The organism is Shewanella sp. 4t3-1-2LB (assembly GCF_017368415.1).
Lineage (GTDB): Bacteria > Pseudomonadota > Gammaproteobacteria > Enterobacterales > Shewanellaceae > Shewanella > Shewanella fodinae.
The window spans coordinates 121,070-141,679 of sequence record NZ_JAFNJD010000002.1; the positions used below are offsets into that span (position 1 = coordinate 121,070).

Genomic DNA, 20,610 nt, shown 5'->3' on the forward strand with positions numbered 1-20,610 from the left:
ACAACCCTTATAAATAGACAAACGCCGTGTAGTATAACGCTACACGGCGTTTCAACTCTAGTTTAACAAGCCAATATCAGACTTCCATCAATTCGGCTTCTTTTGCGGTCAACAGCTCATCAATCTTCTTGATATGCTGGTCAGTCATCTTCTGGATTTCATCTTCGCTACGGCGCACATCATCTTCAGTGCAAACTTTGTCTTTTTCTAGCTTTTTCACTTCAGAGTTGGCATCACGGCGAACATTACGTACCGCCACACGACCATTTTCCGCTTCGGCGCGTACCACTTTTACCAGATCACGACGACGCTCTTCCGTCAGCGCTGGTAACGGAATACGGATAACAGTGCCAGCAGACATCGGATTCAGTCCGAGGTCGGAAGACATGATGGCCTTTTCTACCGCTTGGATCATGCTACGGTCAAATACACTCACTGCTAACGTACGGCTGTCTTCAATGGAAATATTCCCCACCTGCTTCAGCGGTGTCAGCGTGCCATAGTAAGAGACCTGAATTGAATCCAGCAAGGCTGGATGTGCACGTCCAGTACGTACCTTGGTCATCTGTGCTTTGGTCGCTTCCACACATTTTTCCATGCGGGACAGTGCATCTTTTTGAATGGTATCAATCACGTTAGAGTTCCTTTTAATGCAAATTCAGATCAAGCTTTTACCAGCGTGCCTTCTGACTGATCGCCCATCACCACCCGTCGTAAAGCACCGGGCTTATTCATGTTAAACACCATGATAGGCATATTGTAATCACGCGCCATAGTAAACGCCGCTAAGTCCATAACTTTCAGTTCTTTATCAAGTACTTCATTATAGCTGAGCGTTTCGTACTTAGTGGCATCGGGGTTTTTCATCGGGTCATCCGAAAACACCCCATCAACCTTAGTGCCTTTTAGCACGACTTCTGCTTCGATTTCAATCCCGCGCAAACAGGCCGCCGTGTCGGTAGTAAAGAAGGGATTGCCCGTTCCGGCAGATAAGATAACGACCCGACCAGACTTCAACAAGCTGATTGCTTCAGCCCAGTTGTAAGCATCACAGACACCATTTAGCGGAATTGCCGACATCAGACGAGCATTAACATAGGCACGGTGCAGCGCATCTCGCATTGCCAGACCGTTCATTACGGTGGCCAGCATACCCATGTGATCACCCACCACCCGGTTCATACCGGCTTTAGCAAGACCCTCGCCACGGAACAGGTTACCGCCGCCAATAACCACCCCGACCTGGATACCGAGTTCCACCAGTTCTTTGATCTCCTGGGCCATACGATCCAGTACTTTAGGGTCGATACCGAAACCTTCATCGCCCATCAGGGCTTCACCACTGAGTTTCAGCAAAATACGTCGAAATGCAGGTTTGGGATTGGTGCTCATGTTATTTATATCCTGGTCATAACAAGACCGCAGCGGTTGCTGCGGTCTTCAAGGTCACGGTAACAGTCGATTAAGCCTTTTTAGAAGCTGCAATCTGGGCAGCGACTTCTGCAGCAAAATCTTCTTCTTTCTTCTCGATACCTTCACCCACTTCAATACGGGTAAAGTTGATCACATCGGCACCTTTCTGCTTCAGCAGGTCGGCAACAATGATCGAAGGATCTTTCACAAATGGCTGACCAGTCAAGCTGACTTCACCAGTGAATTTGGCCATACGACCAGCAACCATTTTCTCAGCGATCTCTTTTGGCTTACCGCTCTGCATCGCGATTTCGATCTGGATTTCTTTTTCCTTCTCGACCACTTCAGCAGGAACGTCAGAAGGCTTCACAAACTGTGGGTTAGACGCCGCAACGTGCATTGCCAGATCTTTGGCCAGATCAGCATCGCCACCCTTCAGTTCAGTGACCACGCCGATACGGCTGCTGTGGATATATACGCCGAGGTTTTCCCCTTCAAAACGGAATACACGACGTACATTGATGTTTTCACCAATCTTGGCTACCAGTGCTGCACGGGTGTTTTCTACAGTGTCACCATCCAGATCAGCGGCCAGCAGCTCGTTGATATCAGTGATGTTGTTAGCCAGCGCTAACTCCACGACCTTGTTACCAAATGCCAGGAAGCTAACATCACGGGCAACGAAATCGGTTTCACAGTTCACTTCCAACAACACGGCAACGTTGCCTTCGCTCTTGGTCAGGATCACGCCTTCTGCTGCAATACGACCGGCTTTCTTAGCCGCTTTTACAGCGCCGCTCTTACGCATATTTTCGATAGCCAGTTCGATATCACCATTGGCTTCGGTCAGGGCGTTTTTGCAGTCCATCATGCCTGCACCAGTACGTTCGCGCAGTTCTTTAACTTGGGCAGCAGTAATTGCCATTGTTAAATCCTCAATTGATAATTCGACAAAAGTTACCGGGTTATCTTATAAAACAGGGGCCATATGACCCCTGTTAACCATCAGATACCGCGGTTAATAAGGGGATGTTGCCATCACGCCTTACTAATTACTCAGCTTCGATGAAACCTGCTTCTTCAGCCTGCACAGCCAGATCTTGGCCGCGACCGCTGTTTACCGCTGCGGCAACTGAATCAGCATACAGACGAATAGCGCGCATAGCATCATCGTTACCAGGGATAACATAGTTAACGCCATCAGGAGTAGAGTTGGTATCTACTACTGCAACGACGGGGATCCCTAGGTTGTTGGCTTCTTTGATAGCGATGTGTTCATGGTCAGCGCCGATAACGAAGATGGCGTCAGGCAGGCCACCCATGTTTTTGATACCGCCCAGAGATTTTTCCAGCTTGTCCAGCTCACGGCTGCGCATCAACGCTTCTTTCTTGGTCAGCTTGTCAAAAGTACCGTCTACAGACTGAGTTTCCAGATCTTTCAGACGTTTAATTGACTGACGAACAGTTTTCCAGTTAGTCAGCATGCCGCCTAACCAGCGTTTGTCGACATAGAACTGATCACAGGAAATAGCAGCTTCTTTGATAGATTCACTGGCAGCACGCTTAGTGCCTACAAACAGGATCTTACCTTTTTTGGAAGCTACATTGCTCACGAAAGCCAGTGCTTCGTTGAACATTGGCACGGTGTGCTCGAGGTTGATGATGTGTACACCGTTGCGAGCACCAAAGATGAATGGCTTCATCTTAGGGTTCCAGTAACGGGTCTGGTGACCGAAATGTACACCGGCTTGGAGCATATCGCGCATAGAAACTGTAGTCATTTTCTTTACCTTAGATTAAAGGGGTTATACCTCCACGAATCCCATATTCCCGACCTTTAAGGCACCCCGGGAAATGTGTCGACTCGTGTGTGATTTAGTATTTAACACAATTGCCATGTATAATGGCCGTCAGCTTTTATCTGGACTCGAACGCTTTCTGGCTTACGCCGCTGAAATCCGCCGTTTCCTAGAGTCAAACATAACGGCGCGCTTTATACCATAAAAGCCCGGAAAACACAAACGCGAAAGGCCCCACAAACGCGGTCTTTTTTGATGGGTCAAACGAGCGTATTATCGTGCAACTCCCACTGTTTTAACCTGATTTAACCGGCCACCATTGTGATGGGTTCCGGTGCTGAGAAATCGCTATGAGTATTACTATCAAAACTGCTGAAGAAATTGAAAAAATGCGCGCAGCTGGCAAACTGGCAGCAGACGTCTTGGAAATGATTGAGCCCCATGTCAAACCTGGGGTCACTACCAATGAACTAGATCGCCTTTGTGCCAAGTTTACTGAGGACAATGGCGCAATTTCAGCGCCACTGAACTATCACGGCTTTCCAAAATCTATTTGTACCTCCATCAATGAAGTGATCTGTCATGGCATTCCCAATGATGAACCGTTACAAGACGGCGATATCATCAATCTGGATATTACGGTCATCAAAGATGGTTATCATGGCGATACCTCGCAGATGTTTATGGTCGGCGAAGTGAGCCCAAAGGATCGCCGCCTCTGCCGCATTGCTCAGGAATGCCTGTACGCTGCTATCCGCAAAGTGCGGCCAGGCATGCAGTTAGGAGAAATAGGTACCATCATCGAAAAGCTGGTGAAGTCCAGTAAGAGTGGCGCAGACAAATTTTCCATCGTGCGTGACTATTGTGGCCACGGCATTGGCAAAGGCTTCCACGAGGAACCACAGGTAGTCCATTACCGTAACAATGATCGCACCATCCTCAAACCTGGCATGTGCTTTACCATTGAGCCAATGATTAATGCTGGCCGTTACCAAACCGTGCTTAACGAACAAGATGGCTGGACTGTCACTACGGTGGATGGTAAAAAATCTGCTCAGTGGGAACACACCTTACTGATCACCAATACTGGCGTGGAAGTACTGACATTGCGTAGTAACGAAGATTTCCCTCGGTTCATCAATCATGTGTGATGTAAGCAACTAAGGACAATAATGGTCACTGCGCAAGCCGCCAAAGCCGCTCTTAGCGAAAACCTGCAGCACCTACAACTCAGGTTTGCCAATCGCGACAAAATCACCGAGTTGGTTGCCGAACGCAGCCGCTTTGTTGACCAACTGCTGATACAGCATTGGCAACAACTGGGACTAAGCCATGCCGGTATTGCACTGATCGCTGTTGGCGGATATGGCCGAGCCGAGTTGCTGCCACACTCCGATATTGATTTGTTGTTTCTGATGCCAAACCATGCAGGCGCAGAAGCAGAAGCCCGGCTTAGCGAATTTATCGCATTTTTATGGGATACCGGGCTGGAGATAGGCCATAGTGTCCGCACTTTGGAGCAAACGCTAGAACAGGGACGCGCCGACATCACCATCGCCACCAATTTGTTGGAAGCACGACTGTTGGCCGGTCCTGAAGCCGCTTTTGACCTGCTATACGATAAGATCCGTGAACAGCAATTTTGGCCGTCCAGCGAATTTTTCCGTGCCAAACGCGATGAACAGCGGCTGCGCCACGCCAAAGCCAATGCCTTTGATCTAGAGCCCAACATCAAGACTTGTCCAGGCGGGCTACGCGACATTCAGACCATTGCCTGGGTTGCCATTCGGCATTTCAACGCCGCCAATCTGCGGGAATTGGTCGATCACGAGTTCCTAGAACCTGCGGAGCTTGACGAACTACTAGAATCGCAGAATTTCTTGTGGGAACTCCGCTTTGCCTTGCATATTGCCACTGGCCGTGATGAAAACCGCCTGCTATTTGATGTGCAGCGACAGGTGGCGGAACTGATGGGTTATGAAGATGCCACCCAACTAGCCGTTGAACAGATGATGAAGCGCTATTACCGCACGGTACGCCGGGTAATGGAACTGAACGAAATGTTACTCCAGCTGTTTAAACGTGCCACATTGGGCGATGGCAGCGCCTTGGAAATTCAACCGATTGATCAGCATTACCAGCGCCGAGGCCCCTTTATTGAAGCGTTGCAGGCGTCACCGTTCCAGCATCCTGAAGAGTTACTAAGACTGTTTCTGTACGTGGCGCGTAACTCCAACATTCTTGGCATTTATGCTCCGACACTAAGAGCGCTACGCAATGCTCGGCGCGATCTGGTGCAACCACTGCTGGAACATGAACAGTGTCGCGAAGCCTTTATGGAAATTCTGCGGCATCCCCGCGGCATAAAAGCGCTATCGCTGATGCACAAACATGGTATTTTGTCCGCGTATCTCCCTGCTTGGCGTAACATTGAAGGTCAAATGCAGTTTGACCTATTTCATGCCTATACCGTTGATGAGCATACCCATCGCCTGCTGCTTAATATTGAGCACTTCTCACAGCAGGAACAGCGTGATGAATTTCCGTTGGGATCAATTTTAATCAACCAGTTGCCCAAAAAAGGCCTTCTGGTATTGGCGGCGATTTTCCACGATATCGCCAAAGGCCGGGGCGGCGACCACAGCAAACTCGGTGCGGCCGATGCGCTGGAATTTTGCAAACTGCACGGGCTTAATAGCCACGATGGTCGGTTAGTCAGTTGGCTGGTAGAAAACCATCTGGTGATGTCGATTACGGCGCAACGCCGGGATATTTCAGATCCAGAGGTCGTGGCCCAATTTGCGGATAAAGTCCGCGATGCCTCACATCTCAGTTATCTTTACTGCCTGACAGTGGCCGACATCTGTGCCACAAACGAGCACACCTGGAACAGTTGGAAGGGCTCGCTGCTCAGAGATCTGTATTTCTCAGCACAGCGAGTGTTAGCGCGGGGCAAAGAAAAACCGGTTGATATCAGGGCCCGAGTGCGTGAACACCAAGCTAAGGCCAAGAAAGAACTGTTACGTCGGGGACTGAAAGAAAAGGCCATCGACAGCCTGTGGCAGCGCTTTAAAGCTGACTATTTTCTACGCTATCAACCCAACCAGATAGCCTGGCATGCGGAAGCCATTCTCAAACATCGACAAGATGAACCACTGGTGCTGGTCTCCAAACATATGACCCGCGGTGGCACAGAACTGTTTATCTATTGTAAAGACCGGCCGCGACTGTTTGCGACGGTTATGGCGGTACTCGATAACAAAAATATCAACGTGCATGATGCGGGCATTATGACCACCAGAGACAATTTTGCCCTCGACAGCTTTGTGATCCTGGAACAGGATGGCACCGCAGTACAGGCACTATCGCGGATCCAGAGCATTCGCAAAGCGTTGGAAAAAGCCTTATCCGGCGATACCACCAAAATGCCCAAGTTCCGCAAGATGGCGCGCATTATGAGACCGTTTAGTGTGCCGACTCAGGTGACCTTCCTGCCCAGTCAGAAACACAGCACCAGCATGATGGAACTGATTGCCCTTGATGCCCCGGGGTTGCTCGCCAAAATAGGTGACATCCTGTACCGTTGCGGCATCACCCTGCAATCCGCCAAAATTACCACCATTGGTGAGCGTGCAGAAGATTTCTTTATTCTACAGACAACAGAAGGTCAGGCGCTGGATGAAGTGCGCCAACAACAGCTCAGGGAAGCGCTGATAAGTACCCTTTCCAATCAACAGACACAGTAAGACGGGAGTAAGTTATGGAGGCGTTACGCCAACGTATTGAAGCGGCATTTGAAACCCGCGCACAGATAAGTCCGGCAACGGTAGATGCTGCCCTGCGTGCCGATGTGGCGCATGTCATCGATATGCTGGATCGCGGTGAAGTACGTGTTGCCGAAAAAATCGATGGCGCCTGGCAGGTACATCAATGGCTGAAAAAGGCCGTATTGCTGTCATTCCGCATTTTTGATAACGGTGTCATTGACGGTACCGAAACCCAATATTTTGACAAGGTACCGATGAAGTTCGCCAGTTACGACGATGCGCGCTTTCGTGCCGAAGGCATTCGCGTAGTGCCGCCAGCCGCGGCCCGCAAAGGTTCATTTATTGCCAAAAATACGGTGTTGATGCCGTCCTACGTTAATCTCGGCGCCTATATAGACGAAGGCACCATGGTCGATACCTGGGCCACTGTGGGTTCATGTGCCCAAATTGGTAAAAATGTGCATCTTTCCGGTGGCGTTGGTATTGGTGGCGTGCTGGAACCCTTGCAGGCAGGCCCCACGATTATCGAAGACAACTGCTTCATCGGTGCCCGTTCTGAAATTGTAGAGGGGGTTGTCGTTGAGGAAGGGTCGGTCATCTCGATGGGAGTCTTCATTGGACAAAGCACTAAAATCTACGACCGTGAAACCGGAGAAATCCATTATGGCCGCGTACCTGCAGGCTCAGTAGTGGTTGCTGGTAGCTTGCCATCCAAATGTGGCAATTACAGTTTGTATGCCGCTATCATAGTGAAAAAAGTCGATGCCAAGACTCGTGGCAAAGTCGGCATCAACGAATTGTTGCGTATTGTTGACTAAGCAATGACCACATCACCCACAAACCCGCCTGATGGCGGGTTTGTTTTGGCAAAATCACTACGAATTTACTTAAATACTAGCGTCTTGTTACCGTTTATCACCACCTGGTTATTCAGTACCAACGCCAACGCTCGGCTGAGGACACTTTTTTCCACATCACGTCCCGCCTGAGCCATATCCTCAGCACTGTAACTGTGATCCACCGGGATCACGTCTTGCTTAATAATCGGCCCCTCATCGAGACTGTCATTTACAAAGTGTGCAGTCGCTCCAATAATTTTCACGCCGCGCTCCCACGCCTGGCGGTATGGATTAGCACCAATAAATGCCGGTAAAAAGGAGTGATGAATATTGATGATCCGGCCTGGGTAGTGACTCACAAATACTGGAGTCAAAACCCGCATAAACTTCGCGAGCACTAGGTAATCGGGCTGATACGGCGTGATCAGCTGCAACAACGCTTGCTCGTGTTCTTCCCGGCTCAGGCCTTCATGGGTCACGTAATGAAAAGGCACATTGAACTTGTCCGCTAACGGCGCCAACGTTTGGTAATTACCAACAACCGCAGCAATATCAACATCTAAAGCACCGTAGTAGGCTTTCATCAACAGATCACCCAAACAGTGGGCTTCTTTAGTTACCAACACCACTATCCGCTTACGACCGGCATCGATCAGGCGCATCTGATTTTTTGGCGGTAACACTTGTTCAAGATCAGCGAGTAACTGAGACTCGTGAAACTCGCCTTCCAGTTCGGTCCGCATAAAGAAACGCTGTTGCCGATTATCAACGAACTCACTGTTTTTGATGATATTAAGCTGGTGCTTGAAACAGACACCAGTGATTTTGGCAATGAGGCCACGCTCGTCGGCACAGTCCGTCATCAGAATTTTACGCTGCATTTCCTTCCCCGAAGTATATCTCGACTGAGGAATATGCCATAGCAAACCGAAAAATGCCGCACAAATCCTAATAAAAGTTGATTATTACTATAAAAAATTTAACCGACATGCTGATCTAGATGACGCTGCATTATCTGACGCATCGCTTCAGCCTTAGTGCCAAACACGACCTGAACGCCTAAGCCCATGACAATGACCCCTTTGGCACCCAACGCCAACAAGCGCGATTTGTCCACCAGCAAAGGGTCAATAACGTTGAGTCGTAAGCGCGTCATACACGCCCCGAGATAGTGGATATTAGCGGCACCGCCCAAGGCGCTGATAAGTCGCAGCGGAGTATCGCTATCGTCAGTTGCTAACGGTTGCCGCGGAGCTGAGCCAGCGTCTTTTAACGGTTCCAGTCGTCCAGGGGTCTTCAGGTTAAAAACCATGATTGCAGTACTGAATATGCCGTAATAAAGCACCGCCGTTAATGGCCCCAGAATCAACAACCAACCGGCATTAGCAGAATTGTGCCACATCAACACCAGATCCAATGCGCCCTGAGAAAAGCTAATACCATAATGGATCCCCAGCATCACACAGATAAGATAGGCAAAACCACACAGCAACGCGTGCAACAAATAGAGCACAGGGGCAACAAACAAAAAAGCAAATTCAATCGGTTCGGTAACACCGGTAAGCCAGCTAGTTGCAGCGGCAGACAACATAATACCGGCCACCCGATTGCGTTCACTTTTGTCCGCACAACGCCACATTGCCAAAGCCGCAGCAGGTAAGCCCCACATTTTAATCAGATAGCCGCCAGCAAGATTGCCCGCCTGAGGGTCGCCAGCGAGGTAACGGGCAATTTCGCCTCTGATAACTTCACCATTGGCGGAATATTGTCCAAACTCTAAAAAAAACGGCGCATTCCAGATATGATGTAAACCAAGCGGCAACAATAAACGTTCAACCGTGCCGTAAAGCGCAAATGCCCACTGTGGTTTTTGATAAACGGCCCAATCAGAAAACTGTTGAATATAATGTGCCAATGGCGGCCAGACATAAGAAAATAGCCATGCCAGCAGTAACGCCAGCGGCAGCATCAACAGTGGCGCACTGCGTCGGCCTTCAAAAAATGACAATACGACGGGCAATTTCACAAATTGACTGAGGTATAGCGCCAGACAAGTTGCCGCTCCAAGCACCATTCCCCCGGCAATTCCGGTATCAAGCGTATTGCTCCCAAGGAGCATCATCTCCGGCAATTGCTTGTCTGCAACCAATACGCCCAAGCCAGCCGTAAACACCCCATAACCAAATACCGCGCTGATTGCTGCAGCACCTTGATCGCGGCAAAACCCCACCGCAATAGCCACAGCAAACAGCAACGGCATAATAGCAAATACAAACTGACCGACATTGGATAACAACGATGACAATAATGGTGGCATCGCCGAGGAGAGCGAGCCCGCTAGGCCGATCATCAAACCTGCCGCTGGCAAGATAGCAATTGGGGCTAACAACGCCTGACTAAGATGCTGGGCGAACTTGAACCAATGGGTATTGAGCCAGTTTAATGACTGACGGAGGTGGCCAGTGGCAGCCAAGTTTCGAGCCATTTTAGCGCCTCAGTTTCGGGTTCCATGGTTTCACAGGCATCGATCTCCAAACGTGTACCAACACGCTTTGCACCCAGTTCACTCAGTAGCGCATCCATCTGTTTACCACCACCACAAAACGTATCATAACTGGAATCACCTAGTGCGATGACCGCATAATGCAGTTGCGATAAGTAAGGAGCGCTGTCTTTCATCATCGCAAACCACGGCATGATATTTTCAGGCAAATCGCCATCACCAGTCGTTGAGGTGATCACTAGCAACAGTTCATCTTCAGGTGGTACAAATCCAGTCAACTGCTCAGGTTGCCACAACTGCACTTGCCACCCTGCGTCAGCCAATGCGTTATCGAGCGTTTCCGCAACATATTGTGCACTGCCATAAACTGATCCGAACACTATGTTGATTTTTTTCATGCTATACTTCGCGACCGGGAAATTACCCTCCCAAAATACTTTATCGACTGCCCCGCCTGCAACTAGACCAAAGCAGCCGAACACATTTATTCAGTCCATAAAGGAACGCAGTAATGCGCCAGAGTAGCCGCCAGAAATTGCTGAAACAACACCAACGTATCACCCATACTCGCAAAATCTGTTACTTCCAAGCCGTTCGCCAGCAGGACGAACACCACCATCACTTTACCCTTGATGCCTACATGCCACTATTGGACATGATGCAGCAACGCAATAAATAACCTGTGATGAACTATGTTCCAGCAACCATTAATGAACGGCTGGAACATAGTTCATCATCCTCCCAGCCCAAAGCAGTAAAAATTTGCTGCCATTCTGGCTCTGGTTCTGTAACCACCGACAGCTCTGTACCAGTCACTGGATGTATCAGCGACAACTTTTGCGCCAGTAACCACATCCGATTAACCCCGAAATATTCACGGAAAAAACGGTTCTGCTTACCGTCACCATGTGCGGTGTCGCCAATAATGGGGTGGCGCAGATGATCCATATGACGTCGCAGTTGGTGTTTGCGACCAGTGAGCGGCTGTAACCGCAGTAGTGCAAAACGAGAAGTCTGATAGCGACCTGATGGAACGGGAATTTCAGCGTTGAGCAGAGGCTCATAGCGGGTAACCGCAGCTTGTATTCGTGGGGGTTGAGAGGCCATTTTATCTGCCACCTCATCCAATTCCTCTTTTAACGGATAATCCAGCACACCGCCTTGCAACATATTGCCGCGTACCAGCGCCAAATAGTATTTGCTGACCAACCGCGATTCAAACTGGACACACAATTGATGCGCAACTGTGCTGCTTTTGGCAAACAACAATACGCCGGAAGTGGGCCTATCTAACCGATGAACCGGATACACATGGCATCCCACCAGATCGCGGGTCATCTGCATGGCAAAAAATTTTTCATGGCGGGCAAGGTAGGTTTTGTGCACCAATAGTCCGGCAGGTTTATGAATAGCCACCAGATACTCATCTTCGTACAACACCCGGATAAGTGGCGCGGTTTCTTCCGCAGGCAGTACATCACTTTCCACTGAGCAGTTCATCCAGCATCTCCAACACTAAAATTAAATCGTGCGTTGCAGGCTGTTGCGCCCACACATAATGAGCCATAGGTGCCACTGCCATTTTCGATGGTAACGGGAGTTGTTGCTCAACCAAATGCTGCATCTTAGGTAGAAAAATAAACTGTAACCAATGCTCAAATGGTAAGGCATCACAGGCAAAAGGCGCTGTACTGGCAAGGGCCATATCTGATGGGCGATTTTCGCTCCACATTTGCAAGCGCTTCAGCTCATGTTCAATGGTCTGCAGATGTTTTGCTGTTTGCTGATAAGACATCTGTCCCAAACTATCCCCTGCAATTAATTAGGGGCTTATCATACCATCCACAACAGCTTATCCCTATAATGCCCGGCAATCTTAGCTGGCATCCCGGATCTCTTATGCACACAATTTCTACGTTTGGCGAGCTGTTAAGCGCGGCGAAGAGTCAATATCTGATCTACGATATGGGCCGTAGGGTTCAACCGATTGATGTTATGGCATTTCGGCAGATTGAAGCACTGACATCACCTTACCCGTTCCCGATACAAGGGCACGCGTGTTTCGCATTGGTGTTCTGGGAGCATGCCGCCACACCTTTTATCTGGTTCTTGAAACTGCCGCTAGATGAACAAGGCTTATTGAATCCGGCAGGACGTAGCCAATTCATTGAGATGTTACTTGACGCCATGGGAACGGATCTCAAGCAAGAGCTGACAGAAGCGCAGCAACAACGGTTGGCCAGCCACCCATTCAGCTATCGACCAGCACCGGAAAAACTAGCGTTATTTAACGCCTTGGTGCGTCGCCAACTTGGGCAAGCCGCATCCTCTCAATATGAATATGCATGCCAGTATCTATCAGGAAAGGTCAGCCGCGATCAATGGCAAGCCGTAGGTCTTCAGGGATTGGCCGATATTTGCGCCCGAGCCGAGCTGCTAGATCATCCTGAGATGTTATTAAGTGCCATTGACTCAGCGGCGAGGGAAGTTCAAATCGCCTTATGCCAATTACTGGAGCACATGACGATTTCGCCACAGCTGGCACAGCACATTACACAATCACTATCGCTGCGCGACAGAGCTATTCAGCCTTTTTTTATAAGGGCGTTAGCGTCACAGCCGCAATACTGCGCCAGCGCCATAATGACGATTGCTGCGCAGCAAAACCTAAGTCAAGAATGTTTGCTGGCCGTTGCCGCACGTTGCTGGTTAGTGCTGAAACAAGCGCCATGCCGCAAAATTTTTCTAGAATCCCTAGCGTTACAAACTCAGGACTTCTTTAACAGGATCTTTGCTGATATTGTGGCGATTCCGGCAATTCGGCCGTTGCTGTTAGGTGAATTACGCAACCCGGATCGGAGTGTGCAACTCAGTGCCGCTATCGGTGGACTCTTCAGGAACACGCAACAATGATGACTGATTTTATTTTAATGGCTGGCGTTGTGGTAATTGCAGCATTTTTCTGGCAGTTACGCCAGATGGCCGAGATTTGTCGCCAATTTGCCGAACGTGAAGTTCAGCGCCAACGGGTGCAACTTTTGTCTGTGGCCATGAGTGCCGCGCGCCCGAGTCTTAGTGCTGGCTTAGGTTGGAAAGCAAGTTTTCAATTTGAATTCAGCACTGATGGTATTAATCAGTTTAAAGGGCATATCCATATGCTCGGGAAACGCATTCAAAAAATTGAGTGGCCGATATTTCCCGAACCTGACTGGGAACAGGCTCCGACCAGTCGAGGTAAGGTCGGCGGAGGTTGTGGTAGTAGCTGCAGTTCAGGTGGATGTCACTAACTATCAATGGCGATCTGCGCTATAAAAAAGAATGGGCGCGACTCACTGAGCCGCGCCCTTCTATCACTTTGCTAAGCCTTCCTGCTATGCAATTGCGTCCCTGCTCCATCCTTGCGAATGAGATGCGTCCATTGCTCCCTTACCTTCCTGGTGAGTCCCTGTACCCAAGTACCAGTCCCTTCCAGCCGATAGTTCCTTTTACCGGTCATTGCTTAATCCGTAAGCGTGTCCCGTTTCATCCTTGAGCATCCTGCGGTAACGTCCTGTACTTCGTCCTGATGAGAGTTTCATCATGAAACCCCGTGTTCACTTCCGTGTTTACCCGACTTCATGTCAGCATACATTCCCTGTATCATCCCTGAACCCTGCATCCCTTCAGTTGACTGTCTTCCTAACAATCTCCTTTAAGTACCGTTCCGTGGACGTTTCAAATATTACTCTAAAGAGGTACCGAAATAGCATCCACACGAGTAGACAACATTTGCCACACAACTGCAACACTGATTATTTTAATCGTAATAATATGATTTATATTGGTTTATGTATAAATAGACCGATATGTCAGCCGCAATATTTCTGAAAAGTCTCACACACTTGTAAGATATATCTCACAAACGGCCGGGCTATTCTGGAATAGCCATATAGAGTAGACACTATATCGCATCAACTTTTCACTACCACAATCTGTGCGAGTCCGTACTTTATCCTTACCTGTTTAAGGCGGATGGATGGTTCGGTAGTTGATATACTTAAATTATCGGTAATGAAAAGGAGCCGCGATATGGACACCAGTCAAAATAATATAGTGACGCTTTTCCAACAATTGGGACTTGAAAGCAGTGAATCCGCAATAAAGGATTTCTGCAAACGCCATTATCTGCCTAAGGAGGTTCTGCTGGAGGATGCTCCGTTTTGGACACCGGCACAACGAGCCTTTTTAAAAGAGTCGTTAAATGCCGATGCCCAATGGGCAGAAGTCATTGATCACTTAGATATATCTTTGCGACGCTAAGCCTTAAAGCTGTTCATAAGCTTTGTCACCCCAACCGAGTAACAGATGTTGCTTGAAGATTACGGGGGTGCATTCATCCTTAGTCGTCTTACCATCGCTGTGTACATGTTGAGTACGATAGTACAGCACTTGAACCGCTTCGCCATGTGCCATAAAAGCCTCACTAAAATCTGCAGGTCCCATTATCTCTTGGACTTTCTGCTGCGACATGCCTAACTCCAATTGGGAAATCAACTGCTGATTCTTATGTTGCAATGCCTGCCATGAGTTATTGTCATGCCAATCCTCATCACCCCCAACATTGACCACACATGCAGTTAGGCCTAAGCTGGCGAGCCCTAATAGGGGGAATAATGCTTTATTCATTTGGTATCCTTGGTATTTGTTAGACTTAATTCACACATCAACAGCTTAAGCAAATCACAGACCAATATTTTTATTATTATTTTTCATAATGTTATGATAATTCGCTAAAACTAAAGTCACCTGTTAGACCAATGAATGAGGTTTTCAACCACTATGTCGCATGAACTAGTTCCGGTAATCGCTGCTGCAATTGCCGTCAGTCAAAATGGCCAGACGCCAACGTTAGCCTTGGTAAAAGCAAAGGTGGGCGGCAAAATACCAATGCCAATGCTGGTTGCCGGCTTACAACGATTTAAAATGATGTCAGAGAGTGAAATCGCCAGTTTTTCTACTTTACCAGAGGTGACGTCTAACCATACTTCATCGTCACCATCGACAGTGACGCTGCAACTTGAAGATCTACAAAAGCAGATCAATGCATTACGGGAACACTGCCAACAATTGGAAAACCGACTGCTGCAATTAGAACAACCTGTGCGGGAGCAGGACTGATGTTTGTTAGTGAATTGCGCTTTGATTGCTTCGCAGACACAACCATCTCACTCGCAGAACAAGCCATTAATAATCTGCTTGAGGCTTGGCGAGCTAATGGGCAAGTGTTAGGCCGCGAGTTTGCAATAGCCTTGCATGAAGGTTCGTTCCGGGTACGCGTATTATTACCGGAAGATCATAGTTTAGCTAATCGCCACAACAGCCCTTGGGCCAAACAAGCAATTTCTCAGTTATCACAGGCGAAACTACTGGCTCCCCGAGAAAAACTCCTCGGACAAGATATTAATTCAGAAATCAGTTGTAGCGAGCCACCATCTTGGCAACTACTGTATACCAGCTACGTGCATATGTGCTCACCATTACGGAGTGGTGACTCCTTATTACCAATCCCCTTATATCAGCTACCCGCCACCTTCAATGGCGATCATAAACAACTCATTCGCTGGCAAACGGAATGGCAGGCTTGTGATGAACTGCAAATGGCGTCAGCCACCGCCGCGGAGTTTGCCGCCTTACATGAGCTAAGTGATATCGACAGTGACCTGTTCCGCAGGGGCTGGGATCTGCGTGGTCGCATTGAATATCTGACAAAAACACCAACCTATTACTATTTGTACCGGGTCGGAGGCAAAAGTCGCGAACAAGAGTTACAGCGTCCCTGTCCTCGTTGCGGCAACCATCACTGGTACCAGCCTGAGCCACTGCTCGAATTATTTCATTTTCGCTGTGACAACTGCCGAATCGTCTCTAATCTTTCCTGGGACTTTCAGTAAGCACTAACGCTTACTCAGCAAATTATGCCACATACGCTTAAGACTATTAAAAATCCCTGGGTGTGAGGCGGTGGACGGAGTGCCGCTATGTTCCTGATATCTTTCTGCCGGTGCCACTCGCGGACTAAGCAAAGGTAAGAAGGTTGCCAAGCTATCCGCCAGTCGCTCACTGCCATTTTCTCCTGGCCGTTCCCGCCACACAGAGCCATCAAGGTTATCGACCGTCAACATGTCATCTTGCTGATGCAATATCCCCACAAACCAAGTCGGTGCTTGCTTGAGTTTTTGTTTCATCATCAGATGACCAATAATGTTTTCCTGCAGGTATTCGAAATCTTTGTCATTCCATACCTGCAGCAGTTCTCCACTGCCAAATGGTGAATCAAATTGAATGGGACCTGCAAAAAAATGTCCGTAAAAATGCTCAATATCCGGATGTAAGGGTAAAGATAACGCTTCACTGATATTCGCAAATGATGCTGGCATTTCACGACTGACGGCTTGCCACTGCACGGGATCTTCTTTCTCCCCATCTAAAATGCAGCGTGATACCTCACCTTCTGCATAGTAACGCGGAAATTCCCCCAGCACCGATTGATAACATTGTTGGTACCTGGCAAATAATTGTTCAAGAGCCTCTGTACAAGACACTTAAGACCTCGTGTAATTAGGGTATAATGTTTTAATATTTTGGCACGAAACCACCATTGATGACACAGAATCAACCCCCTTATGACAACGCTGAGGCGCTGGCCAATCTGACACTGGGCAAAGTCACCCAATACCAAGCACATTATTCGCCAACGCTGCTTCAGCCAGTGCCTCGGAAATTAAACCGTGACGCACTGTCGCTAACTGAACCAATGCCCTTTAAGGGCGTAGATATCTGGACTGCATATGAGCTGTCTTGGTTGAATAGTAAAGGCAAACCTATGGTGGCGATAGCTGAAGTGCAATTGGATGCCAACAGCCGCAATCTGGTGGAATCAAAATCGTTCAAACTATATCTCAACAGCTTCAACCAGACCAAAATTGAATCTATTGAAAAACTTCAACAGCTGTTAGAAGCCGATCTGTCACGCTGTGCAGAGGGAAATGTAGAAGTGCACATCATAGAACCCAAACAATTTGCGTCACTGCGGATTAAAGAACTGCCTGGGACTTGTATTGATGAGCAAGATATTGAAGTAGTTGAGTATTCGTTTAACTCTGACTGGCTGCGAAACAGCACCGACAGCAAACAGATGGTGGCGGAAACACTTACTTCCAATCTGTTGAAATCCAATTGTTTGATTACCTCACAGCCCGATTGGGGAAGTGTGATGATCCGTTATCAAGGACCCAAAATAGATCGGGAAAAACTGCTGCGCTACCTAATCTCCTTCCGACAGCACAATGAGTTTCATGAACAGTGTGTGGAACGAATATTTAACGACCTTAAACGCTACTGTAAGTGCAGTAAACTCACCGTATATGCACGCTATACACGCAGGGGGGGCTTAGATATCAACCCATTTCGCAGTGATTTTGAGCATGCGCCGGAGAATCAGCGTTTAGCGAGACAATAACGTCAAGCGTAAAGGAAGCAAACCGCCACTGTTCTGTGTCTAGGGTATCAACCATAAAATGTGCAATTCTGGCATGTTTTCAACATCAACGGGCTGACGTTCTCCAAGCGTAAGCCCCAAATGCCCGTCAGCGAATGGGGTATAAAAATGGGACCATTGGTAGTCATCTGCTAAGTCATAGCCCCCCGAGAACGTTCCTTCGCTGCCCCGTCGGCCCGTTGCTTTCACATAAGACTCTTTCAACCCCCATAACCGATAAAATGCAGAGTCCAATATATCACCCGATAATTCTTGAAGTTACATCCACTCTATCTGTGCGAAATAGAGTTGAACAATTCCCAGTACACTGCGTTTGTTCCTCGGCACCTCCACGTCAACACCAACTCGGTTCGATTGGAGTGTAACACACAGCCCACGCTCAATAGGCCAGAGCCCCACCATTGCCACAGCGGCAATTTACTATACTGAAAACGCATCCGCTAATGATTGTAAAACAGCCGAAATCGCTTATCTGCATCTAGTGTTCAGTGGTGGTTAAGCATGTTCGACTTACGGTGTAAACCGTTTTAAATGTTTGTAAATGCCTTTTTACAACGCAGATGGTTTAAATGGAGAAACTCGATGACACACAGCAAACTTACAGTTCTAACGCCAGTCATTACCTCATTGATGCTGGCCGCTTGTGGTGGCAGTGATAGTCCCGCGTCCGTCAACACCGCAAAGGTGTCTTTTGCCGTATCCGATGCCCCAGTAGACAATGCCCAACAGGTAGTCATTGCCTTTGATAAAATTGAGCTGGTCAAAAATGGTCAGGATAATATCGTCCTTGATGTCACGGGTCCAAATGGCGCTAACTATCGGCAGTTGGACCTGATGCAATATCAGGGGACTGACAGCAGTATGATCATCACAGATCAGAGCATTCCCACCGGTACTTATAACAACCTCATCTTACATATTCTTGATGAATCCACGGGCTCAGATCTGAGCTATGTCGTCGGTGAAAATGGTCAAATTCCGCTCAAGCAACCCAGTCAAAAACTACAGCTAGGCAGCTTTACCGTCAGTCAAGATAGCGTGCAAAGCTTCACTATCGAGTTTGACCTCCGTCAATCCTTGGTTGAAAACCGTAATGGCGGACGTTACAACCTAAAACCCCACGGGGTGAAAATTCTCAATAATGCCGCTGTTGCAGCATTATCGGGCAATGTTGACGTGAACTTGTTCAATGCTGGCAGTTGCAACAACGACACGGGGAATTTTGTCTACCTCTACCCGGGGCACAATCTGGATCTGACCAAACTAGCAGACAACTATGATCCCGCAACCAATACCACCGCATTACCGGAGGGAGTCATTGCCCCCTATGCCTCCACCGACGTCATGTGGGTATCGGGAAACTACGGTAGTTATAGCTTCGGTTATGTACCTACCGGAGATTATACGGTGGCATTTACATGCAGCAGCGAGAATGATGATCCGGATCAGTTTGACAGCATCACCATCCCAGATCCCGCAACACAATTTCATGAAATTTCAATCACCGCAGGTCAAAACCTGCAGCAAGACTTCAATGAAGTAGCCGCGCCAACAGCATCTCGGTGATGTAAACTGGCAGCAGAGGTAGAGTAATCGCCTCTGCTGCCGATGACGACAAAATACCATCTGCAACATTCACAAGCTTAAGGCGCTACAGCATTATTCCGCTAAACTTATGGCAGATTTCTCTAAAAACAATTTAAATTGTTCACAATATAGTTGTCAGCAATATTGATAGCCAACTATACTCGCAAAAGGCCAACAACAACTGGGCGATGCTAATGTATAACAGCGTTTATGACTTTGAAGTAACAGACATTACAGGCAAAACAGTTAACCTCTCACGCTATAAAGGCAACGTATTACTCATCGTCAATACTGCCAGTAAATGTGGATTTACACCTCAATATGAAGGGTTGGAACAGCTGTATCAAAAATACGCTGCACAGGGGCTGGTCATCCTAGGCTTTCCCTGTAACCAATTTGGTTCGCAGGAACCTGGTGACAACGAACAGATAAATCAGTTTTGTCAGTTGAACTACGGTGTCAGCTTTCCTATGTTTGCCAAAATTGCTGTCAATGGTACCGATACCCATCCGCTATATCAGTGGCTAAAGCAGCAAGCTCCCGGCTTGCTAGGCTCACAAGCCATCAAATGGAACTTCACCAAGTTTTTAATAGGACGTGATGGCAACGTTGTCGCTCGATATGCTCCTGCCACTAAGCCTACGGCATTAGAGAAGCAACTAACTGAATTATTAGCTGTAAAATAAAAATGATCGACTTTTAAATAATTTCCGGAACCTTTTTAGATTAACTGGCTCCAACAATATGAGCAGAGATTATTTGTTCATCATTCTCCCTAGCGGGGCTTCTAGCGCGGTCCCAATTGATCCAGATGGATCAGAAGGCAATCCAATACGATTGCCTTTTTTTATATTTTTTCGTCACTGGTGGAACTGACGGCCCCCGCGGATGTCTCAATAACAGAACCGATAATTCTGGTGTTCCCTTTTAACCGGATGTCCCACTATCGGATTCTACTCCTTGTAAATTCCTTCTTTTTCGGCAACCGGATGGTTGCCGTTTTTTATCATAGATAAATAACAAGAAATTTTTAACTCTGCAGGAACTTTTTCTAAAACAATCTATCTGACTAGATAAGACGTAGTCTTGTGTTTCATCATCTCCCTTTGGCAAGCATTGTTCTAGCGCGCGATGATTGTCTATTCCAATGTGATTGAAGTTGCGG

25 protein-coding genes are annotated in these 20,610 nt (G+C 48.0%); 12 read left to right on the top strand and 13 right to left on the bottom strand.

Going from position 1 to position 20,610, the window contains the following annotated elements; genetic code table 11:
• Window positions 1–76 precede the first annotated feature (76 nt).
• From frr to rpsB, 4 genes are all read right to left on the bottom strand, one after another.
• Entirely contained in the window at window positions 77–634 is a 558-nt protein-coding gene (gene frr, locus J3L11_RS02050) for a ribosome recycling factor (RefSeq protein ID WP_133038106.1), read from the bottom strand.
• 29 nt (window positions 635–663) lie between these two features.
• Window positions 664–1,392 (bottom strand): UMP kinase, encoded by a 729-nt coding sequence (gene pyrH, locus J3L11_RS02055; protein WP_189617615.1) that lies wholly within the window; start codon window positions 1,390–1,392, stop codon window positions 664–666.
• Window positions 1,393–1,462: 70 nt separating this feature from the next.
• The gene (gene tsf / locus J3L11_RS02060; protein WP_133038104.1) at window positions 1,463–2,338 is read right to left on the bottom strand and encodes a translation elongation factor Ts; all 876 of its coding nucleotides are present in this window, start codon (window positions 2,336–2,338) and stop codon (window positions 1,463–1,465) included.
• Between the two features lie 127 nt (window positions 2,339–2,465).
• The gene (rpsB, locus tag J3L11_RS02065; RefSeq protein WP_133038103.1) at window positions 2,466–3,194 is read right to left on the bottom strand and encodes a 30S ribosomal protein S2; all 729 of its coding nucleotides are present in this window, start codon (window positions 3,192–3,194) and stop codon (window positions 2,466–2,468) included.
• A 368-nt stretch (window positions 3,195–3,562) separates the two neighbouring features.
• Between rpsB and map the strand changes: the two genes are divergently transcribed.
• The 3 genes from map to dapD are packed head-to-tail and all read left to right on the top strand — an operon-like array spanning window position 3,563 to window position 7,797.
• Complete coding sequence (map, locus tag J3L11_RS02070) at window positions 3,563–4,363, top strand: type I methionyl aminopeptidase (RefSeq protein WP_207569853.1); 801 nt, start codon at window positions 3,563–3,565, stop codon at window positions 4,361–4,363.
• 21 nt (window positions 4,364–4,384) lie between these two features.
• Window positions 4,385–6,958 carry a bifunctional uridylyltransferase/uridylyl-removing protein GlnD gene (gene glnD / locus J3L11_RS02075; RefSeq protein WP_207569854.1) on the top strand — a complete coding sequence of 858 codons (2,574 nt, stop codon included), beginning with the start codon at window positions 4,385–4,387 and terminating at the stop codon, window positions 6,956–6,958.
• Window positions 6,959–6,972: 14 nt separating this feature from the next.
• Window positions 6,973–7,797, top strand: coding sequence for a 2,3,4,5-tetrahydropyridine-2,6-dicarboxylate N-succinyltransferase (gene dapD, locus J3L11_RS02080; protein WP_133038100.1), 825 nt, complete (start codon window positions 6,973–6,975; stop codon window positions 7,795–7,797).
• A gap of 65 nt (window positions 7,798–7,862) precedes the next feature.
• Here dapD and purU read toward each other — a convergent pair whose 3' ends face one another.
• The 3 genes from purU to J3L11_RS02095 all read right to left on the bottom strand — a co-directional run bounded on the left by purU (window position 7,863) and on the right by J3L11_RS02095 (window position 10,719).
• Window positions 7,863–8,699, bottom strand: a complete 837-nt coding sequence (gene purU / locus J3L11_RS02085) for a formyltetrahydrofolate deformylase (protein WP_189617612.1) — start codon at window positions 8,697–8,699, stop codon at window positions 7,863–7,865.
• Between the two features lie 98 nt (window positions 8,700–8,797).
• Window positions 8,798–10,303 carry a PTS transporter subunit EIIC gene (locus J3L11_RS02090; RefSeq protein WP_207569855.1) on the bottom strand — a complete coding sequence of 502 codons (1,506 nt, stop codon included), beginning with the start codon at window positions 10,301–10,303 and terminating at the stop codon, window positions 8,798–8,800.
• Complete coding sequence (locus tag J3L11_RS02095; RefSeq protein WP_133038097.1) at window positions 10,258–10,719, bottom strand: flavodoxin; 462 nt, start codon at window positions 10,717–10,719, stop codon at window positions 10,258–10,260. Before J3L11_RS02095 ends, J3L11_RS02090 begins: the two co-directional genes overlap by 46 nt.
• Before the next feature lie 113 nt (window positions 10,720–10,832).
• On the opposite strand from J3L11_RS02095, the gene J3L11_RS02100 reads away from it, so the two are divergent.
• The gene (locus tag J3L11_RS02100) at window positions 10,833–11,000 is read left to right on the top strand and encodes a hypothetical protein (RefSeq protein WP_165900082.1); all 168 of its coding nucleotides are present in this window, start codon (window positions 10,833–10,835) and stop codon (window positions 10,998–11,000) included.
• Window positions 11,001–11,011: 11 nt separating this feature from the next.
• On the opposite strand, the gene truC is transcribed toward J3L11_RS02100, so the two are convergent.
• Both truC and J3L11_RS02110 read right to left on the bottom strand, forming a co-directional pair.
• Window positions 11,012–11,821 (bottom strand): tRNA pseudouridine(65) synthase TruC, encoded by an 810-nt coding sequence (truC, locus tag J3L11_RS02105; RefSeq protein WP_207569856.1) that lies wholly within the window; start codon window positions 11,819–11,821, stop codon window positions 11,012–11,014.
• Entirely contained in the window at window positions 11,799–12,116 is a 318-nt protein-coding gene (locus tag J3L11_RS02110) for a YqcC family protein (protein WP_189617644.1), read from the bottom strand. Before J3L11_RS02110 ends, truC begins: the two co-directional genes overlap by 23 nt.
• Window positions 12,117–12,220: 104 nt before the next feature.
• On the opposite strand from J3L11_RS02110, the gene J3L11_RS02115 reads away from it, so the two are divergent.
• The 3 genes from J3L11_RS02115 to J3L11_RS02125 all read left to right on the top strand — a co-directional run bounded on the left by J3L11_RS02115 (window position 12,221) and on the right by J3L11_RS02125 (window position 14,620).
• A complete protein-coding gene (locus J3L11_RS02115; RefSeq protein ID WP_207569857.1) occupies window positions 12,221–13,234 on the top strand; it encodes a DUF3549 family protein in 1,014 nt (337 codons plus the stop codon).
• Window positions 13,231–13,608, top strand: coding sequence for a DUF3301 domain-containing protein (locus J3L11_RS02120; protein ID WP_207569858.1), 378 nt, complete (start codon window positions 13,231–13,233; stop codon window positions 13,606–13,608). The genes J3L11_RS02115 and J3L11_RS02120 overlap by 4 nt, the downstream gene beginning before the upstream one ends.
• A 781-nt stretch (window positions 13,609–14,389) precedes the next feature.
• Window positions 14,390–14,620 carry a DUF2789 domain-containing protein gene (locus J3L11_RS02125; protein ID WP_207569859.1) on the top strand — a complete coding sequence of 77 codons (231 nt, stop codon included), beginning with the start codon at window positions 14,390–14,392 and terminating at the stop codon, window positions 14,618–14,620.
• 3 nt (window positions 14,621–14,623) lie between these two features.
• Here J3L11_RS02125 and J3L11_RS02130 read toward each other — a convergent pair whose 3' ends face one another.
• On the bottom strand, window positions 14,624–14,986 hold the full coding sequence (locus J3L11_RS02130) for a DUF3192 domain-containing protein (RefSeq protein WP_133038092.1): 363 nt from the start codon (window positions 14,984–14,986) through the stop codon (window positions 14,624–14,626).
• Between the two features lie 153 nt (window positions 14,987–15,139).
• Here J3L11_RS02130 and J3L11_RS02135 point away from each other — a divergent pair, with 153 nt between their 5' ends.
• Entirely contained in the window at window positions 15,140–15,478 is a 339-nt protein-coding gene (locus J3L11_RS02135) for a hypothetical protein (RefSeq protein ID WP_189617605.1), read from the top strand.
• Window positions 15,478–16,251 carry a Zn-ribbon-containing protein gene (locus J3L11_RS02140; protein ID WP_133038090.1) on the top strand — a complete coding sequence of 258 codons (774 nt, stop codon included), beginning with the start codon at window positions 15,478–15,480 and terminating at the stop codon, window positions 16,249–16,251. Before J3L11_RS02135 ends, J3L11_RS02140 begins: the two co-directional genes overlap by 1 nt.
• 3 nt (window positions 16,252–16,254) lie before the next feature.
• Here the strand turns inward: J3L11_RS02140 and syd are convergent, their stop codons facing one another.
• Window positions 16,255–16,902 (bottom strand): SecY-interacting protein, encoded by a 648-nt coding sequence (gene syd, locus J3L11_RS02145; protein ID WP_133038089.1) that lies wholly within the window; start codon window positions 16,900–16,902, stop codon window positions 16,255–16,257.
• A 59-nt stretch (window positions 16,903–16,961) separates the two neighbouring features.
• Between syd and queF the strand changes: the two genes are divergently transcribed.
• Window positions 16,962–17,819 carry an NADPH-dependent 7-cyano-7-deazaguanine reductase QueF gene (gene queF, locus J3L11_RS02150; RefSeq protein ID WP_189617604.1) on the top strand — a complete coding sequence of 286 codons (858 nt, stop codon included), beginning with the start codon at window positions 16,962–16,964 and terminating at the stop codon, window positions 17,817–17,819.
• Between the two features lie 39 nt (window positions 17,820–17,858).
• On the opposite strand, the gene J3L11_RS02155 is transcribed toward queF, so the two are convergent.
• Window positions 17,859–18,092 carry a hypothetical protein gene (locus J3L11_RS02155; RefSeq protein WP_207569860.1) on the bottom strand — a complete coding sequence of 78 codons (234 nt, stop codon included), beginning with the start codon at window positions 18,090–18,092 and terminating at the stop codon, window positions 17,859–17,861.
• Between the two features lie 348 nt (window positions 18,093–18,440).
• On the opposite strand from J3L11_RS02155, the gene J3L11_RS02160 reads away from it, so the two are divergent.
• Both J3L11_RS02160 and J3L11_RS02165 read left to right on the top strand, forming a co-directional pair.
• Window positions 18,441–19,424, top strand: coding sequence for a DUF4382 domain-containing protein (locus J3L11_RS02160; protein ID WP_207569861.1), 984 nt, complete (start codon window positions 18,441–18,443; stop codon window positions 19,422–19,424).
• A 215-nt stretch (window positions 19,425–19,639) separates the two neighbouring features.
• Complete coding sequence (locus J3L11_RS02165) at window positions 19,640–20,131, top strand: glutathione peroxidase (RefSeq protein WP_189617601.1); 492 nt, start codon at window positions 19,640–19,642, stop codon at window positions 20,129–20,131.
• Window positions 20,132–20,372: 241 nt separating this feature from the next.
• Here J3L11_RS02165 and J3L11_RS02170 read toward each other — a convergent pair.
• On the bottom strand, window positions 20,373–20,610 hold a 238-nt coding region (locus J3L11_RS02170), incomplete at its 5' end, for a hypothetical protein (RefSeq protein WP_207569862.1).

Coding starts and splice junctions, on each gene's coding strand:
- pyrH (WP_189617615.1), bottom strand. CDS start 1,392: ATGAGCACCAATCCCAAACCTGCATTTCGACGTATTTTGCTGAAACTC.
- tsf (WP_133038104.1), bottom strand. CDS start 2,338: ATGGCAATTACTGCTGCCCAAGTTAAAGAACTGCGCGAACGTACTGGT.
- rpsB (WP_133038103.1), bottom strand. CDS start 3,194: ATGACTACAGTTTCTATGCGCGATATGCTCCAAGCCGGTGTACATTTC.
- map (WP_207569853.1), top strand. CDS start 3,563: ATGAGTATTACTATCAAAACTGCTGAAGAAATTGAAAAAATGCGCGCA.
- glnD (WP_207569854.1), top strand. CDS start 4,385: ATGGTCACTGCGCAAGCCGCCAAAGCCGCTCTTAGCGAAAACCTGCAG.
- dapD (WP_133038100.1), top strand. CDS start 6,973: ATGGAGGCGTTACGCCAACGTATTGAAGCGGCATTTGAAACCCGCGCA.
- purU (WP_189617612.1), bottom strand. CDS start 8,699: ATGCAGCGTAAAATTCTGATGACGGACTGTGCCGACGAGCGTGGCCTC.
- J3L11_RS02090 (WP_207569855.1), bottom strand. CDS start 10,303: ATGGCTCGAAACTTGGCTGCCACTGGCCACCTCCGTCAGTCATTAAAC.
- J3L11_RS02095 (WP_133038097.1), bottom strand. CDS start 10,719: ATGAAAAAAATCAACATAGTGTTCGGATCAGTTTATGGCAGTGCACAA.
- J3L11_RS02100 (WP_165900082.1), top strand. CDS start 10,833: ATGCGCCAGAGTAGCCGCCAGAAATTGCTGAAACAACACCAACGTATC.
- truC (WP_207569856.1), bottom strand. CDS start 11,821: ATGAACTGCTCAGTGGAAAGTGATGTACTGCCTGCGGAAGAAACCGCG.
- J3L11_RS02110 (WP_189617644.1), bottom strand. CDS start 12,116: ATGTCTTATCAGCAAACAGCAAAACATCTGCAGACCATTGAACATGAG.
- J3L11_RS02115 (WP_207569857.1), top strand. CDS start 12,221: ATGCACACAATTTCTACGTTTGGCGAGCTGTTAAGCGCGGCGAAGAGT.
- J3L11_RS02120 (WP_207569858.1), top strand. CDS start 13,231: ATGATGACTGATTTTATTTTAATGGCTGGCGTTGTGGTAATTGCAGCA.
- J3L11_RS02125 (WP_207569859.1), top strand. CDS start 14,390: ATGGACACCAGTCAAAATAATATAGTGACGCTTTTCCAACAATTGGGA.
- J3L11_RS02130 (WP_133038092.1), bottom strand. CDS start 14,986: ATGAATAAAGCATTATTCCCCCTATTAGGGCTCGCCAGCTTAGGCCTA.
- J3L11_RS02135 (WP_189617605.1), top strand. CDS start 15,140: ATGTCGCATGAACTAGTTCCGGTAATCGCTGCTGCAATTGCCGTCAGT.
- J3L11_RS02140 (WP_133038090.1), top strand. CDS start 15,478: ATGTTTGTTAGTGAATTGCGCTTTGATTGCTTCGCAGACACAACCATC.
- queF (WP_189617604.1), top strand. CDS start 16,962: ATGACACAGAATCAACCCCCTTATGACAACGCTGAGGCGCTGGCCAAT.
- J3L11_RS02160 (WP_207569861.1), top strand. CDS start 18,441: ATGACACACAGCAAACTTACAGTTCTAACGCCAGTCATTACCTCATTG.
- J3L11_RS02165 (WP_189617601.1), top strand. CDS start 19,640: ATGTATAACAGCGTTTATGACTTTGAAGTAACAGACATTACAGGCAAA.